Raw genomic sequence first — 16,583 nt, 5'->3', positions numbered from 1 at the left:
ATGCTTGGGCAGTGACTGAGGGCTTGGTTATGCACCGTGCTGCATACATTCGCTGCATGAATCAAGCGATGCTTTGATTTAATTTGACGCCCGGTTGCCGCTTTACTGAAACTCCGCTCCTGATTTTGATTTGCATCAAGAAACAACGCCGTGATGGCGCGAAAGGGAGAGGAAATACATGACAGCTTCTACAGCAAGCTTGCCTTTGGTTCAGGAGGACTCGGCTGCGCCGGGTTTTCTGAGCAAGGAGCGCATCATTGCCGGCCCAGGCTTTAACCGCTGGCTGGTGCCACCGGCAGCCTTGGCCATCCACCTGTGCATTGGCATGGCCTACGGCTTTTCCGTGTTCTGGCTGCCGCTGTCCAAGGCGCTGCAAACGGCGGGTGCCGGTGCGGCCTGCGGCAAGGAGGTGGGCTTTTTCACCCAGTTGTTCACCACGCAGTGCGACTGGACCGTGGCCACGCTGGGCTGGATGTACACGCTGTTCTTTGTGTTCCTGGGCTGCTCTGCGGCCATCTGGGGCGGCTGGCTGGAGCGGGCGGGCCCCCGCAAGGCCGGGGTGGTGTCGGCCGTGTGCTGGTGCGGCGGCATGCTGCTGTCGGCCCTGGGCATCCACACCCACCAGTTCTGGATGATGATTTTGGGCTCGGGTGTCATCGGCGGCATTGGGCTGGGGCTGGGCTACATCTCGCCCGTGTCCACACTGATCAAGTGGTTCCCCGACCGCCGTGGCATGGCCACCGGCATGGCCATCATGGGCTTTGGTGGTGGCGCGATGATTGGCTCGCCCCTGGCGGTGGAGTTGATGAAGTTCTTCGCCACCCCCACCGATGCCGGTGTGATGCAGACCTTTGTGGTCATGGCGCTGGTGTACTTTGCGTTCATGATGGCCGGGGCCCTGGGCTACCGCGTGCCACCCAGTGGCTGGAAGCCCGCAGGCTGGACACCCCCGGCCACGCTCACGGCCAACGCCATGATCACGCAGCGCCATGTGCACGTGAAGAAGGTATGGGGCATTCCCCAGTTCTGGCTGGTGTGGGTGGTGCTGTGCATGAACGTGTCGGCCGGCATTGGCGTGATCGGCATGGCCAGCCCCATGCTGCAGGAAGTGTTTGGCGGTGGCCTGGTGGGCATCGGCAAGAAGTTCTCCGAGCTGAGCAAGGAAGAGCTGTCCGCCATTGCGGCCGTGGCCGGTGGCTTCACGGCGCTGCTGTCGCTGTTCAACATCGGCGGCCGCTTCTTCTGGGCCAGCCTGTCAGACAAGCTGGGCCGCAAGCTCACTTACACCGTGTTCTTTGTGCTGGGTGGCCTGCTGTACTTCAGCATTCCTTCGTCGGCCGGTGCAGGCAGCAAGCTGCTGTTTGTGGGCGCGTTCTGCGTCATCCTGTCGATGTACGGTGGCGGCTTTGCCACCGTGCCTGCCTACCTGGCCGACCTGTTCGGCACGCAAATGGTGGGCGCCATCCATGGCCGCTTGCTCACTGCGTGGGCCACGGCGGGTATTTTGGGCCCGGTGGTGGTCAACTACATGCGTGAATACCAGCTGGGCCTGGGCATTCCGCGCGAGCAGGTCTATAACCAGACCATGTACATCCTGGTGGGCATGCTGGTGGTGGGCTTGATTGCCAACCTGCTGGTGCGCCCCGTGGCCGACAAGCACTTCATGACCGACGCCGAGCTGGCCCACGAGAAGAAACTGGCCCACGACAAGGCCGTGGCCGCAGAAGTGGGGGCGGGTGGCAACAGCACAGAGCGCACCAGCACCGCTGTGGTGGTGCTGGCCTGGCTGGCGGTGGGCTTGCCGCTGGCCTGGGGCACTTACAAGACACTGTTGAGCGCCGCCAAGTTCTTTCAGTGAATGACCTTGCGCGAGCCGTGGGCGCTGGGTGCAGGCACCCGCACTCGCGCTGGGGTGGCAGTACAAGCAGTGATGTGGGCGCACAGCAGGTTCCTCGTCTTGGGCGGGGCCTGCTGCAGCGCCTTTGGGTTTTCGTTCAGTCCGGGAGACGGCGATGAAACAAGAAAAAATTGAGTTTTACAAAGGCCCGGCCGGTGGCTGGGGCGCTTTGAACAGCGTGAAGAACACGCTGCTGCGCCAGGACATCCCTCTCAAGGGCGCGAAGACCTTGCTGTCGGCCAACCAGCCCGATGGGTTTGATTGCCCAGGTTGTGCCTGGCCCGATCGCAACCACGCATCGACCTTCGAGTTTTGTGAGAACGGCGCCAAGGCCGTGGCGGCCGAAGCCACGGAGCGCCGCGCAGGTGCGGAGTTTTTCGCCCAGCACACCGTGGCCGATCTGCAAACGCAAAGCGATTTTTGGCTGGAAGACCAGGGGCGGCTGACGCAGCCCATGGTGTACGACGCGCCCTCAGACCGCTACCAGCCCATTGCCTGGGACGACGCGTTTGCGCTGATTGCTCGCCATCTGAATGCGCTGCCGGACCCTAACCAGGCGATTTTTTACACCTCGGGCCGGGCCAGCAACGAGGCTGCGTTTTTGTACCAGTTGTTCGTGCGCCAGTACGGCACCAACAATTTCCCGGATTGCTCGAACATGTGCCACGAGCCCAGCGGCAGTGGCATGCGCCCGCAAATTGGCGTGGGCAAGGGCACCGTCACGCTGCACGACTTTGAGTGTGCCGACGCGATTTTTATTTTTGGCCAGAACCCTGGCACCAACCACCCCCGCATGCTGGCCGAGCTGCGCGACGCCCACAAGCGTGGCGCGCGCATCGTGAGCTTTAACCCCCTGCGCGAGCGGGGCCTTGAGCGCTTTGCCGACCCGCAAAACAAGATGGAGATGGCCACCTTGGGCTCGTCGCCCATCAGCACCCACTACTTCCAGTTGCGCGTGGGGGGCGATTTTGCGGCCGTCAAAGGCATGATGAAGCATGTGCTGGAGCAAGAGGACCTGCGCGGCGGGGTGCTGGACCACGCCTTCATTGCCGAACACACCACGGGCTTTGAGGCATTGGCCGCCGACCTGCGGGCCGAGTCGTGGGCGCTGCTGGAGGAGGAGTCGGGCCTGACCGAGGCACAGATCCGTGCGGCGGGCGACATCTACATCGGCGCCAAGAACGTGATCGCCTGCTGGGGCATGGGCATCACGCAGCACAAGTATTCCGTGGCCACCATCCAGGCCATTGTGGGCTGGCTGATGATGCGCGGCAATGTGGGGCGCGAGGGCGCGGGGCCTTGCCCGGTGCGCGGCCACAGCAATGTGCAGGGTGACCGCACCATGGGCATCTGGGAGAAGCCGCCTGCCGCCTTGCTCGACAAGCTGCGCGATGTGTTTGGCTTTGAGCCGCCGCGCAAACCCGGTGTGGACACGGTGGAGGCCATTGGCCAGATGCTGGCGGGGCAGGGCAAGGTGTTTTTTGCGCTGGGCGGCAACTTTGCTGCGGCCACGCCAGACACCTACGAAACCTGGAAAGCCCTGCAGCGCTGCGATCTCACCGTGCATGTCACCACCAAGCTCAACCGCAGTCATCTGGTGCATGGCCGTGAGGCGCTGATCCTGCCGTGCCTGGGTCGCACCGAAATCGACATGCAGGCCAGTGGCGCGCAGGGCGTGACGGTGGAAGACTCGATGAGCATGGTGCACCTGTCCATGGGCATCAACCCCCCGGCGTCCGAGCAGCTGCTGTCCGAGCCCGCCATCGTGGCCCGGCTGGCTGCGGCCACGCTGGGTGGGCGCAGCAACACGCCCTGGCTGTGGCTGGTGGAGGACTACCGCCGCATCCGCGATCTGATCGAGCAGGTGTTTCCCGATTTCAAAGACTTCAACACCCGTGTGGCGGCGCCGGGCGGATTCAGGCTGCGCAACACGGCCAGCGAGCGGGTCTGGACCACGGCGTCGGGCAAGGCCAGCTTCTACGCGCACCCCGTGCCCCGCGATACACCGTCGCACCTGGCGCGCGAGCGGGTGCGCGACACGGTGGTGTTCACCTTGCTCACCACCCGTTCGCACGACCAGTACAACACCACCATTTACGGCATGGACGACCGCTACCGGGGGGTCTACGGCCAGCGCCGCGTGGTGTTCATCCATGCCGAGGACATTCGCGAGTTGGGCATGAAGGACGGCGACTGGGTGGACATCCAGACCCTGTGGAGCGATGGGCAAGAACGCCGTGCCGACCGCTTCAAGCTGGTGGCGTATGACATTCCTCGGGGCAACCTAGCCGCCTACTACCCAGAGACCAACCCGTTGGTGCCTTTGAGCGCGGTGGCCGATGTGGCCGGTACGCCCACGTCCAAGTCCATTCCGGTGGTGCTGGTGCGGCATGTGGCCACCACCGGGGCAGAGGCTGGGGCAGAGAGCGGTGCAACGGGCACTGTTGCAGGGGCATTGGCTTGACGCACCTCCCTGCCGATCCCTTGGCCTGCGAGATTTTGCAGATGCTGGCAGCCGAGCAGGCCCCTGTGTCTTTGCCCCGCCTGGGCAAGCGGTTGGGGCAGAGTGCAAGCGTGCTCATGCGCCAGCTGGCTGTCATGGGCACTGCCTCCATTGCCGGGCAGGCGGGGCCTGGATGGGTGGACCTGCGCCAAGAGGACGGGCGCTGGGTGGCGCGAATCACCCCGCAAGGCCTGGGGGCGGTGGCCTTGGTGACTGACGCACCGGGCGCATCGCCCACGCAGGAGCTGGCATGAGTGCGCAGATGGAGTTTGGGGTGGACGCCGGGCTGGTGTGCAGTCCCCAAGATGCAGAGGCCGCATTGACCCTACCCGTGGTGCATGAGCGCCCGGTGCGCGTGTTTGGCGAGGCGGGCTTGCCCGGAGACGGAGCACAGCGCCCGGACTGGCTGGCGGCAGAAGTGCCAGTGGCCATGGTGTTCAACGGGGTGTCACACGCCGTGATGATGGCCACGCCGGACCAGCTGGAAGCCTTTGCCTTGGGCTTTGCCTTGAGCGAGGGCATTCTGGATCGCCCGGAGGACTGCCGTGGCATGGAGCTGCACACCGTGGACAGCGGGACGGCCGTGTTGCCCCCCGGTGTTTCGGCGGTCGAGGTGCGCATGGACATTTCGGTGCGCTGCTTTGAGCGCCTGAAGCAGCGCCGCCGCAGCCTGTCGGGCCGCACGGGCTGCGGTGTGTGCGGTGTGGAAAGCCTGGCCGCGCTGGACATGACTCCGGAGCGCTTGCCCGCCAAGCCTTGGGTTCCGCAAGTGGATGTTGCAACGGTGTTGCGCGCCTTCGATGTGCTGCGGGCGCGGCAGTGGGTCAACGCCCAGGCGGGGTCCTTGCACGCCGCAGGTTGGGCTAATCTGGACGGGCAGTTGATGCTGGTGTGCGAAGACGTGGGGCGCCACAACGCGCTCGACAAACTCATCGGCGCCCTGGCCCATGAGGGGCGTCTGTCGGAGCCGGGCTTCGTCGTGCTCACCAGCCGCGGCAGCCATGAGCTGGTGCGCAAATGCGCCCGTGTGGGCATCAGTGCCCTGGCCACCATCTCTGCACCGACTGCCACGGGGGTGCAATTGGCCGAGTTGGCCGGAGTTCGCCTGTGGGGGCTGTGCCGCTCACCACGGGCCATTCTGTATGCGGCAGGAGCTTAGAACAGGGTGCTTAGACAAGGCCGTTAGGCCATCTGCGACCATGGGGGCATTGGCCCGGCGTTACAGTTCGGCCATGCAAACACGCCCCGTTTTTCAAGTTGCGGTCATCATGCGCCGCGAGCAACTGGACAATCGCTGGCAGCCCTGGCGGTGGGTGCTGGAAGACGTCGTCCCCCATGAGGCCGCGTTTGGCACAGCCCCGCGCCTGCTGCGGCAAACCGATGGGGCGGCGCAGTGGCTCTTTCCTGGCTTTTCCGTGGAGTTGTTCCGCGATGATGCCGAGGGCTACCACCTCAATTCCACGTCCCCTGCGCCTTGCTGGTTTGTGCTGTGGCGGCTGGATGAAGAGACGGCAGAGGGCGCAGACAGTGCAGAGCGTCTGGCGCGCCCGGTGGAAGTCAGCCTCAGCTACCACGACGCGGGGCGCTGGCTGGATGCGCAAGAGACCGCTGAGCAAGTGCCCGTGCCCCCGGAGGTGTTGGCCGCCTTGCATGCCTTTGTGGCCGAGCACTACCAACCCGAGCCCAAGCGACGCAAGCGGCCCGACAGTTTTCAGCCTCTGCAGGACCGGTTTGGCAATCCGGCATCGGTCAGCACTGAAAAGCAGCGTGGGGGCGGTGGCCGTGGCTGATGGTTTTTTGGGCCGCTGGTCGCGGCGCAAGCAGGACGTGCGCGAGGGCAAGCCGCTCCAGGAGCCTGAACCACCACGCCCTGCGCCGCCCGTGCTGGCCCAGCAGGCTGTGGTTATGCCCCGAGCGGCGGAGCCACCGGCCAATGCCCCTGAGCCTGCCCCGCTGCCCACACTGCAGGACGCGCAGGCCCTGTCCATCGACTCCGACTTCAAGCCCTTTGTGGGCCGCGCTGTGGCGCCGGAAGTGCGCAACACCGCGATGAAAAAACTGTTTACTGACCCGCACTTCAATGTGATGGACGGGCTGGACACTTACATCGACGACTACACCCAACCTGACCCACTGCCTGCGGCGATGCTGCGCCAGATGGCCAGCGCGCAATTCATGGGCCTGGTTGAACCTGAGCCTGAACACCCTCAGGCGCTCGCGCCGCAGCCTGCCGATGGTGCGGCTGGTGCCCCGAAAGACCCCGCGCCCGCGCCGCAGACCGGGGTCGAACTGGCGGAATCGGCGCAAGACGTGGCACAGTCTGGGGTATGCACAGCCATTCCTAGCCCGCTTGGGGCGGCACCCGTGGGCTCAGAACCAGAGCCTGGGGTGCCCGTACCAGCCAGCCACCCAGAACATGACCACGCTCATCTGCGATTGCAACCAGACGATGCCGTTGAACGCCCAGGCCCTGGGCACAGCGCTTCGTGAAGACCTGACCCTCCACTCCACCCTCTGCCGCCGTGAGGCGGGCGCTTTCACCCAAGCCATCCGTTCGGGCGAAGACGTGGTGGTCGCCTGCACCCAGGAGCAGCGCCTGTTTGCCGAGCTGGGCCAGCAGACCGAAGGGGCGCTGTCGCCCATCCGCTTCGTCAATATCCGCGAAACCGGCGGCTGGAGCCGCGATGCGGCCAAGGCCAGCCCCAAGGTGGCGGCCTTGCTGGCCGCAGCCCATTTGCCCGAGCCTGCGCCCGTGCCGGTGGTCACCTACAAGAGCGCAGGGCGCCTGCTCATCATTGGCCCGCTGGATGCTGCCGAGCAGGTGGCCGCCTTGGTGTCCGATGTGTTGAATGTGACCCTGTTTGCGCAAGGGCCTGGCCAAGCCGGTGGCGCGCAGGAGCGGCGTTACCCCGTGCTGGGTGGCCGCATTGAAGCCCTCACGGGCTGGCTGGGCGCCTTTGAGCTGCGTTGGCGCGATGACAACCCCATCCAGCTGGACCTGTGCACCCGCTGCAACGCTTGTGTAGCGGCCTGCCCTGAGAACGCCATCGGGCTTGACTACCAGGTGGACCTGTCTGCCTGCCAGTCGCACCGCGACTGTGTGAAGGTCTGCCAGGTGGCGGGGGCCATCGATTTCCAGCGCGCTGCCTCGCCTGAGACGGCCCAGTTTGACCTGGTGCTGGACATGCGCCGCGCCGATGCCACGCCCACCTTTTTGCAGCATGCCCTGCCGCAGGGCTACCTGCGCAGCGATGGACGCGACGTTGCCACGGTGCTCAAGCTGCGCGAGCTGGTGGGTGAATTTGAAAAGCCCAAGTTCTTTGAATACAAGCAAAAGCTCTGCGCCCACAGCCGCAATGCCACCGTGGGTTGCAACGCTTGCGTGGACATTTGCTCGGCCGAGGCCATCAGCAGCGACAAGGCCCGCCAGCGCGTGGTCGTCAACCCCAACCTGTGCGTGGGCTGCGGTGCCTGCACCACCGTGTGCCCCACCGGGGCGATGACCTATGCCTACCCGCCTGCGGCGGAGCAGGGCCAGCGCTTCAAGACCTTGCTCTCCACCTACGCGGCGGCCGGCGGCAAGGATGCCGTGCTGCTGCTGCACAGCCAGGAGAGTGGACAAGCATTGGTGAACGAGCTGGGCCGTGCCGCGCAGCTCAAGGTGGCCCATGGCGTGCCCGCCCATGTGATTCCGGTGGCGTTGTGGCACACCGCCAGTACTGGGGTGGACCTGTGGCTGAGTGCTGTGGCATACGGTGCTTCGCAGATCGTGCTGCTGGTGACGGATGAAGAAGCCCCGCAGTATCTGGACGGGCTGCGCGCCCAGATGGAGGTGGCGCAGCGCTTGCTCAACGGCCTGGGCTACACCGGCACCCACCTGCGCCTGCTGGAGGCCAAGCACCCCACGGAGCTGGACGCCGCACTGCAAACGCTAGGCCAGACCCGCCAGAAAACCCCTGCGGTGGCGGCACGCTTTGCCGTGGCGCAGGAAAAGCGCAGCACGCTGGAGATGGCGCTGGACCACCTGATCGAGCAGGCCCCGTTGGGCGCTGCTGCCTTGCCTGGCGCCATTGAGTTGCCCGCCCAGGGCTCGCCGTTGGGTGCCATCACTGTCAACAAAGACCGCTGCACCCTGTGCCTGAGCTGCGTGAGCGCCTGCCCGGCCAGCGCCCTGCAAGACAACCCCCAAATGCCGCAGCTGCGCTTTCTGGAAAAGAACTGCGTGCAATGCGGCCTGTGTGAAACCACCTGCCCAGAGAATGCCATCACCCTGCAGCCGCGCCTGCTGCTGGCGCCTGAGCGCGCGCAGTTGCAGGTGCTCAACGAAGCCAAGCCTTGGTCTTGTGTGCGCTGCAGCAAACCCTTTGGCACCGTCAAAGCCATTGAAGCCATGCTGGGCAAGCTGGCCGGGCATGCCATGTTCCAGGGTGAAGCGCTGGAGCGCCTGAAGATGTGCAGCGACTGCCGCGTGATCGACCTGTATTCCGCCCAAAATGAATCGAAAGTGACCGACCTGTGAGCGCTACCGCCTCTTTGACCTTGCCCGGCAGCTCCGCGCTGGACGAAGAAACCGCCCGTGCCGAGCTGTACGGCGTGCTGGCGCAACTGTACTACGCAGCCCCCACGCCAGATCTGTTGGCCGCACTGCGCGTGGCCGTGACGCAAGCGCCCCTGGAAGGCGGCTTTTTGCAAGAGCCGTGGCAACAACTGGTGGGTGCGGCGCGGGCGCAGGACGATGCTGCCATTGCTGCCGAATACGAGCGCCTGTTTGGTGGCGTGGGCAAGCCCGAGGTGTTTGTGTATGCCTCGCATTACCTTGCAGGCTTTTTGAACGAAAAGCCCCTGGCCCGCCTGCGCAGTGATCTGGACCGCCTGGGCCTAGCGCGGGGCGACACCATGCCCGAGACCGAAGACCATGTGGCCTATCTGTGCGAGGTGATGCGTTACCTGATTGCGGGCGACGACATGGCTGTCTGCAACCTGACGCAGCAACAGGGCTTTTTTGCAACGCATTTGCAGCCCTGGTGGCCAGCCATGTGCGATGCCCTGGAGGCGCACCCTGCCGCCCAGTTCTATGGCGCGGTGGCCCGGCTCACACGGGCCTTCGTGGCGGTGGAGTCGCAGGGCTTTGACATGCTGACCTGACGCAGTTGCGGTGACCCCTGTGTCTTGACATGGGGCAAAGCTCAAGTGCCGCGCTGGGGTTAGGGCCGGCCTCGTTGCGAAGCGGCCTTGGCTCGCTTAGACTCCCTATGCAATTCGTTTCATAACTGCCAGCCCTCCTGGAGACAAGCATGCAGGACCGCCAGCCTTCTGACCGTGTGGCCAATGCCACCACGGCTTCTTCCTCTTCTTCCCGCCGCAGCTTTTTTGCAGGTGCCGCCGCCGTCAGCGCGGGCGCTGCGGCTGTGGCCGTTCTGCCCCGTGTCACTCCGTCCGAGGTCGTGGCCGCAGAACCTGCCCGCGTTGCGCCTGAAAAGGGGGGTGGCTACCACCTCTCCGCGCACGTCAAGCAGTACTACAAAACCACCCAACTTTGATTTCGGGGCGCACCATGTTGCTCACTAAAAAGTCTGCACATGCACCCCAGGGTGCATCGGCATCGTCTCCTTTTGTTCACAGCCTGCGCCGGGGCCTGGCCCAGGCGCTGCCCACCATGGACCGCCGCTCGTTCCTGCGCCGCTCTGGCTTGGGCGTGGGGGTGGGCATCGCTGCATCGCAGCTCACGCTGGTCAAAAAGTCCCAGGCGGCCGAAGGCGCCAAGGTGGGGCTGGGCGACAGCAAGATCGAAGTGCGCCGCACCGTGTGCTCGCACTGCTCGGTGGGCTGCGCGGTCGATGCGGTGGTGGAAAACGGCGTGTGGGTGCGCCAAGAGCCTGTGTTCGATTCGCCTATCAACCTGGGTGCGCACTGCGCCAAGGGTGCGGCGCTGCGTGAGCACGGCCACGGCGAATACCGCCTGCGCTACCCGATGAAGCTCGTCAACGGCAAGTACGAGCGCATCAGCTGGGACACCGCGCTGACCGAAATCACCGACAAGATGAAAGAGCTGCGCCAGGCCAGTGGGCCCGACAGCGTGTACTTCATCGGCTCGTCCAAGCACAACAACGAACAGGCCTATTTGCTGCGCAAGTTCGTGAGCTTCTGGGGCACCAACAACTGCGACCACCAGGCCCGCATCTGCCACTCCACCACCGTGGCGGGCGTTGCCAACACCTGGGGTTATGGCGCCATGACCAATTCGTACAACGACATGCAAAACAGCAAGGTCGCTTTGTACATTGGCTCCAACGCCGCCGAAGCCCACCCCGTGAGCATGCTGCACATGCTGCACGCCAAGGAAACTGGCTGCAAGATGATCGTGGTGGACCCCCGCTTTACCCGCACGGCCGCCAAGGCTGACGAGTACGTGCGCATCCGCTCGGGCACTGACATTCCTTTCCTGTTTGGCTTGCTCTACCACATCTTCAAGAACGGCTGGGAAGACAAGAAGTACCTCCACGACCGTGTCTATGGCATGGACAAGGTGCGCGAGGACGTGCTGGCCAAGTGGACCCCCGACAAGGTGGAAGAGGCCTGCGGCGTCAAGGAAGAGCAGGTCTTCAAGGTCGCCAAGATGCTGCACGAGAACAACCCCGGCACCATCGTGTGGTGCATGGGCCAGACGCAGCACACCATTGGCAATGCCATCGTGCGCGCTTCGTGCATCTTGCAGCTGGCATTGGGCAACGTGGGCAAGTCGGGCGGCGGCACCAATATCTTCCGTGGCCACGACAACGTGCAAGGCGCTACCGATGTGGGCCCCAACCCTGATTCGCTGCCCGGCTACTACGGCCTGGCCGAAGGCGCCTGGAAGCACTTTGCTGCGACCTGGGGCGTGGACTTTGAGTGGATCAAAAAGCAGTACGCATCGCCTGCGATGATGACCAAGAACGGCATCACCGTCTCGCGCTGGATCGACGGTGTGCTGGAGAAGAACGAGCTGATTGACCAGGACAGCAACCTGCGCGGCGTGTTCTATTGGGGCCATGCGCCCAACTCGCAAACCCGTGGCCTTGAAATGAAGCGCGCCATGGACAAGCTGGACCTGCTGGTGGTGGTGGACCCTTACCCATCGGCCACAGCCGCGATGGCGGCCATGCCTGGCAAATCCGAAGACCTGAACCCCAACCGCGCGGTGTACCTGCTGCCTGCGGCCACGCAGTTTGAAACCAGCGGCTCGTGCACGGCCTCCAACCGCTCCATCCAGTGGCGTGAGAAGGTCATTGAGCCACTGTGGGAGAGCCGCTCCGACCACATGATCATGTACCAGTTTGCGCAAAAGCTGGGCTTCGACAAAGAGCTGGTCAAGAACTACAAGATGCAGAAGGTCAAGGGCATGGACGAGCCCATGGTCGAAGACATCCTGCGTGAAATCAACAAGAGCGTCTGGACCATTGGCTACACCGGCCAAAGCCCCGAGCGCCTGAAGGCCCACATGAAGAACATGCACGTGTTCGATGTGAAGACCCTCAAGGCCAAGGGCGGCAAAGACAAGGAAACCGGCTACGACTTCGCGGGTGACTACTTTGGTCTGCCATGGCCTTGCTTTGGTACGCCCGAGCTCAAGCACCCCGGCTCGCCCAACCTGTACGACACCTCCAAGCACGTCATGGACGGCGGCGGCAACTTCCGCGCCAACTTTGGCGTGGAGCGCAACGGCGAGAACCTGCTGGCAGAAGACGGCTCCCACTCGGTGGGCGCGGACATCACCACGGGCTACCCAGAGTTTGACCATGTGCTGCTGAAAAAGCTGGGTTGGTGGGACGACCTGACCGACGCGGAGAAGAAGGCCGCCGAGGGCAAGAACTGGAAGACCGATCCTTCGGGCGGCATCATCCGTGTGGCGATGAAGGTCCACGGCTGCCACCCGTTTGGCAACGCCAAGGCGCGTGCCGTGGTCTGGAACTTCCCGGACCCCATTCCGCAGCACCGCGAGCCGTTGTATGGCACACGCCCCGACATGGCGGCCAAGTACCCCACCCACGACGACAAGAAGGCCTTCTGGCGCCTGCCCACCTTGTACAAGACCGTGCAAGAGAAGAACGTGGCCGACAAGGTGTACGAGAAATTCCCGCTCATCCTGACGTCGGGCCGCCTGGTCGAGTACGAAGGTGGCGGCGAGGAAACCCGCTCCAACCCATGGCTGGCCGAGTTGCAACAGGAAGCCTTCGTGGAAATCAACCCCAAGACGGCTGCCGACCGTGGCATTCGCAACGGGGGCCGCGTGTGGCTCAGCTCGCCCACTGGCGCGCGCCTGAATGTGCAGGCCCTGGTGACCGAGCGCGTCGCGCCCGACACGGTGTGGATGCCGTTCCACTTCTCGGGCCGCTGGCAAGGGGCCGACATGCTGGCGCACTACCCCAAGGGCGCAGCGCCCGTGGTGCGCGGCGAGGCGGTGAACACCGCCACTACCTATGGCTACGACAGCGTGACCATGATGCAGGAAACCAAGACCACGGTGTGCAACGTGGAGAGCGCGTGAGCGCCCGCCACTGAGCAGGAGACACAACAATGGCACGAATGAAATTCATCTGCGACGCTGAGCGTTGCATCGAGTGCAACGGCTGCGTGACCGCTTGCAAGAACGAACACGAAGTCCCGTGGGGCGTGAACCGCCGCCGCGTGGTCACCCTCAATGACGGGGTCCCTGGCGAGAAGTCCATCTCGGTGGCCTGCATGCATTGCAGCGATGCCCCTTGCATGGCCGTGTGCCCTGTGAACTGCTTCTACCGCACCGAAGAGGGCGTGGTGCTGCACGACAAGGACGTGTGCATTGGCTGCGGCTACTGCAGCTACGCCTGCCCGTTTGGCGCGCCCCAGTTTCCGTCGCAAGGCACGTTTGGCGTGCGCGGCAAGATGGACAAGTGCACCTTCTGCGCGGGTGGGCCTGAAACCCACGGCAGCCAGGCTGAGTTTGAAAAATATGGCCGCAACCGCCTGGCCGAAGGCAAGCTGCCTGCCTGCGCCGAAATGTGCTCGACCAAGGCGCTGCTGGCTGGCGATGGCGACGTGGTGGCGGACATCTTCCGCAACCGCGTGGTGCAACGCGGCAAGGGCGCCGAAGTGTGGGGCTGGGGCACGGCCTACGGCTCCAAGCAGGCGGGCCAACCCCCCGCAGGAGCCAAGTCATGAAGCGCATTGTCTCCACCCTCTCCATGGCCCTTGTCTTGGGCGCAGCCCTGTCGGCCTGCTCCGAAAAGCCGCAGACCGGCGGTGGCGTCAAGCACGACGCCGCACCCTACGCTGGCACCGGCAGCAACTTCACGCAGCCCGGCTGGACCACGGGGGACAAGACCAGCTGGGAGCAGCAGTTGCGCACACGCCAGCAGTACGGGCAAAACGAGTACTCCCGCAACCAGAAGCCCTGAGCGAGGTCTGCCATGAAACACAGTCTCTGTGCCTTGCTGCTGACCTTAGGGGCCTTCGCTGCGCACGCCCAGGCGCCCGCCGGGCCGACCGCCTCTGGCACCGTGGGCGAGGTGCCTGCTGCCGCTGCGGTGGCAGGCGTGCAAGGCCAAAACATTTTTGAAGTGAAGCCCGACGCCAGCGCCGAGCCCGGCTATGCCGAGCAAACCAACGGCGAGCGCATGAAGGTGCAGCCCGGCAACAATGCGCCCGTGTGGCGCCAGGTGGGGCAGGGCGTGACGGGCTACAGCAGCCTGCCCAAGACCCAGGCCCCTGAGGCGGGCAACCTGATCCAGCCCTTTGTGCAGTACCCCGGCTCGCGCTTTACCAATGCAGGCCAGGCTTGGCGTGAGGTGCGCAACCAATGGATCATTCCGTACGGTGCGGCATTGTTCGCCATCGTGCTGCTGGCCCTGGGCATCTTCTACTTCGTCAAAGGCCCCATGGGCCACGACCATCCCGACACGGGCAGCAAGGGCATCGAGCGCTTCACCCCGTTTGAACGTGCAGCCCACTGGGCCAATGCGTTTGCCTTCATTGCACTGGCCGCTTCCGGCATCGTCATGGCGTTTGGCAAGTTCTTCTTGCTGCCTGTGCTGGGCAGCACGCTGTTTGGCTGGCTGACCTACGCGCTCAAGAACGTGCACAACTTCATGGGCCCGCTGTTTGCGGTGTCGCTGGCGGTCATTGTGCTCACGTTCATCAAGGACAACATTGCCAACCGCGCCGACTTTGTGTGGCTGTCCAAGGGCGGCGGCATGCTGGGCGGTGACGGCCATGAAGTGCCCTCGCACCGCTTCAACGCGGGTGAGAAGGGGCTGTTCTGGTGGGGCATCACCATCCCGGGCATCTTTGTGGTGGCCACGGGTTTGGTGCTCGACAAGCTCTTCCCCGGCTTTGGCGATGTGCGCGGCGACATGCAGATCGCCCACATGATTCACGCCACCCTGGCGATCTGGATGATGGCGCTGATTTGCGGCCACATCTACATGGGCACGGTGGGTATGAAGGGCGCTTACAAGGCCATGAAGACGGGCTATGTGAGCGACGCCTGGGCCAAGGAGCACCACGAGCTGTGGTACGACGATGTTCAGGCGGGCAAGATCCCACGGCAACGCAGCGCAGCCCCCCAGGCGGGCGCTGCAGCAACGCCATCTGCGGGCCAGCCCGCACAGGTATGAGGCAACGCACCATGACGCATTTTTTCCGACCCTCCCTGCTCGCAACCTTGGCATTGGGCCTGAGCGCACTGTGCTCTGTGGCCTCGGCCAAGCTGCCTGCCCCCAGCCCTGAAGCCGCAGAAAAAGCCGCCGAAGCCGCCGCCAAGGCCGCTTGGGCAGGCAAGGTAGACAACTACAAGCTGTGCCAGTCGCAAGACCGCGTGGCCGCGCACTACCGCAAGACCAACAAGGACGCCAAACCCGCAGCGGCAGCGCCTGCCACCTGTGCCGACCCCGGGCCCTTTGCTTACACCCCGCCAGCGGCCAAGCCGCAAGAGGCGGCCGGCGCCCATTCGCCACCAGGCACGGCCAGCAGCCCGCCGAGCACGAACACGCCAGCGGCCTCGGCGCCCAAGTCTTAAGAGCGGCTAACAAAACTCTTCTGGCGTCGTTGCCGCGTCTTGTCGTACTACGCGTACTGCCTGCGACGCAGCGCCTAGCCAGAACCGTTTCGCTGAGTTTTGTGAGCCGCTCTAACTTTGAAGGGGGCTGATCCCCCTGACTTTCTCAAGCCGCAAGCGCACTTCGCTTGCGGCTTTTTTGCGTGTACTCTGCCGCCATGACCGTTGCCATGCCTCACCCCGTTCCCGCCTCCACCCTGGCCTTGCCGCGCCTGACCCAGGCGCAGGCGCCGCTGACGCAGGCGGTGGACGTGATCAATGAACGGGGCGAGACCGAGGCGGTGCACATTCCTGCCGAGCGGCCCCTCACCGTGTATGTGGACCGGCGCGAACTGGTCACCCTGATGACGCTGGGCGCCCACCCTGAGTTGCTGGTGCTGGGCTACCTGCGCAACCAGCGGTTGGTGGAGTCGGTGTTTGACATCGAGTCCATCACCGTGGATTGGGACGTGCATGCCGCCGCAGTGCGCACGCGCCACGGCATTGCCCGCATTGAAGAGCGCACCGCCAGCAAGGTGGTGACCACCGGCTGCGGCCAGGGCAGTGTGTTTGGTGGCTTGATGGACGAGGTGGACCGCATCGAACTGCCCGAAGCCCAGCTGACCCAAGCGCAGCTGTACGGCCTGGTCAACGCCATCCGCCTGAAAGAGACCACCTACAAGTCTGCGGGCTCGGTGCATGGCTGCGCGCTGTTTCGGGGTGATGAGATGCTGACCTTTGTGGAGGACGTGGGCCGCCACAACGCGATTGACACCATTGCAGGCTGGATGTGGATGAACCCCGAGCCGGCGCCTCTGGAAGGCACCGATGCCGCAGCAGCGCAGAAGGGGCAGGGCAGTGCAACCCCCTTCCAGCCCATGGCCGGGGCCGACAAAGTGTTCTACACCACCGGGCGGCTGACCAGCGAGATGGTCATCAAGTCTGCCCAGATGGGGGTGCCCATCGTCGTCTCGCGCAGCGGCATGACGCAAATGGGCCACGCCGTTGCGCAGCAGCTGGGCCTGTGCGCCATTGGCCGTGCGACCAACCGGCGTTTTGTTTGCTACACGGGCGTACACCGGCTGGTGCTGCAGCCCGAGTTGGCCTGAGCGTGGCGCTGGCCTCTTGGTTGAATG

Annotated in this window: 15 protein-coding genes; all 15 read left to right on the top strand. The window is 64.5% G+C overall.

Annotated elements, in window-relative coordinates; genetic code table 11:
- The first annotated feature begins 178 nt into the window (after positions 1-178).
- The 15 genes from EAG14_RS14595 (at position 179) to EAG14_RS14525 (ending at position 16,556) form a co-directional block, all read left to right on the top strand.
- Positions 179-1,858: an OFA family MFS transporter gene (locus EAG14_RS14595; RefSeq protein ID WP_099740525.1), complete on the top strand. Its 1,680-nt coding sequence runs from the start codon at positions 179-181 to the stop codon at positions 1,856-1,858.
- A 154-nt stretch (positions 1,859-2,012) separates the two neighbouring features.
- Positions 2,013-4,361, top strand: coding sequence for an FdhF/YdeP family oxidoreductase (locus EAG14_RS14590; protein ID WP_121729324.1), 2,349 nt, complete (start codon positions 2,013-2,015; stop codon positions 4,359-4,361).
- Between the two features lie 41 nt (positions 4,362-4,402).
- Entirely contained in the window at positions 4,403-4,654 is a 252-nt protein-coding gene (locus tag EAG14_RS14585) for a hypothetical protein (protein WP_240457060.1), read from the top strand.
- Entirely contained in the window at positions 4,651-5,559 is a 909-nt protein-coding gene (fdhD, locus tag EAG14_RS14580; protein WP_121729323.1) for a formate dehydrogenase accessory sulfurtransferase FdhD, read from the top strand. Before EAG14_RS14585 ends, fdhD begins: the two co-directional genes overlap by 4 nt.
- Before the next feature lie 73 nt (positions 5,560-5,632).
- Entirely contained in the window at positions 5,633-6,190 is a 558-nt protein-coding gene (locus EAG14_RS14575) for a DUF3305 domain-containing protein (RefSeq protein WP_121729322.1), read from the top strand.
- Positions 6,183-6,890 carry a DUF3306 domain-containing protein gene (locus EAG14_RS14570; RefSeq protein WP_121730488.1) on the top strand — a complete coding sequence of 236 codons (708 nt, stop codon included), beginning with the start codon at positions 6,183-6,185 and terminating at the stop codon, positions 6,888-6,890. Before EAG14_RS14575 ends, EAG14_RS14570 begins: the two co-directional genes overlap by 8 nt.
- Positions 6,850-8,919 carry a 4Fe-4S binding protein gene (locus tag EAG14_RS14565; RefSeq protein ID WP_121729321.1) on the top strand — a complete coding sequence of 690 codons (2,070 nt, stop codon included), beginning with the start codon at positions 6,850-6,852 and terminating at the stop codon, positions 8,917-8,919. Before EAG14_RS14570 ends, EAG14_RS14565 begins: the two co-directional genes overlap by 41 nt.
- Positions 8,916-9,545, top strand: coding sequence for a molecular chaperone (locus EAG14_RS14560; protein WP_121729320.1), 630 nt, complete (start codon positions 8,916-8,918; stop codon positions 9,543-9,545). Before EAG14_RS14565 ends, EAG14_RS14560 begins: the two co-directional genes overlap by 4 nt.
- Positions 9,546-9,694: 149 nt before the next feature.
- On the top strand, positions 9,695-9,940 hold the full coding sequence (locus tag EAG14_RS14555) for a formate dehydrogenase (protein ID WP_099658509.1): 246 nt from the start codon (positions 9,695-9,697) through the stop codon (positions 9,938-9,940).
- A gap of 14 nt (positions 9,941-9,954) precedes the next feature.
- Positions 9,955-12,924, top strand: a complete 2,970-nt coding sequence (locus tag EAG14_RS14550) for a formate dehydrogenase subunit alpha (protein ID WP_121729319.1) — start codon at positions 9,955-9,957, stop codon at positions 12,922-12,924.
- 29 nt (positions 12,925-12,953) lie between these two features.
- The gene (fdh3B, locus tag EAG14_RS14545; protein WP_099658511.1) at positions 12,954-13,574 is read left to right on the top strand and encodes a formate dehydrogenase FDH3 subunit beta; all 621 of its coding nucleotides are present in this window, start codon (positions 12,954-12,956) and stop codon (positions 13,572-13,574) included.
- Entirely contained in the window at positions 13,571-13,810 is a 240-nt protein-coding gene (locus EAG14_RS14540) for a hypothetical protein (protein WP_099658512.1), read from the top strand. Before fdh3B ends, EAG14_RS14540 begins: the two co-directional genes overlap by 4 nt.
- A gap of 12 nt (positions 13,811-13,822) precedes the next feature.
- A complete protein-coding gene (locus tag EAG14_RS14535) occupies positions 13,823-15,028 on the top strand; it encodes a formate dehydrogenase subunit gamma (RefSeq protein WP_121729318.1) in 1,206 nt (401 codons plus the stop codon).
- An 11-nt stretch (positions 15,029-15,039) separates the two neighbouring features.
- Positions 15,040-15,429: a hypothetical protein gene (locus tag EAG14_RS14530; RefSeq protein ID WP_099658514.1), complete on the top strand. Its 390-nt coding sequence runs from the start codon at positions 15,040-15,042 to the stop codon at positions 15,427-15,429.
- Between the two features lie 209 nt (positions 15,430-15,638).
- The gene (locus tag EAG14_RS14525; RefSeq protein ID WP_205603402.1) at positions 15,639-16,556 is read left to right on the top strand and encodes a formate dehydrogenase accessory sulfurtransferase FdhD; all 918 of its coding nucleotides are present in this window, start codon (positions 15,639-15,641) and stop codon (positions 16,554-16,556) included.
- Positions 16,557-16,583: the final 27 nt, after the last annotated feature.

Source organism: Acidovorax sp. 1608163, from assembly GCF_003669015.1.
Taxonomy (GTDB): Bacteria; Pseudomonadota; Gammaproteobacteria; order Burkholderiales; family Burkholderiaceae_C; genus Acidovorax.
The sequence above is the reverse complement of the archived record's forward strand: the minus strand, read 5'-3'. Positions and strand labels throughout refer to the sequence as shown.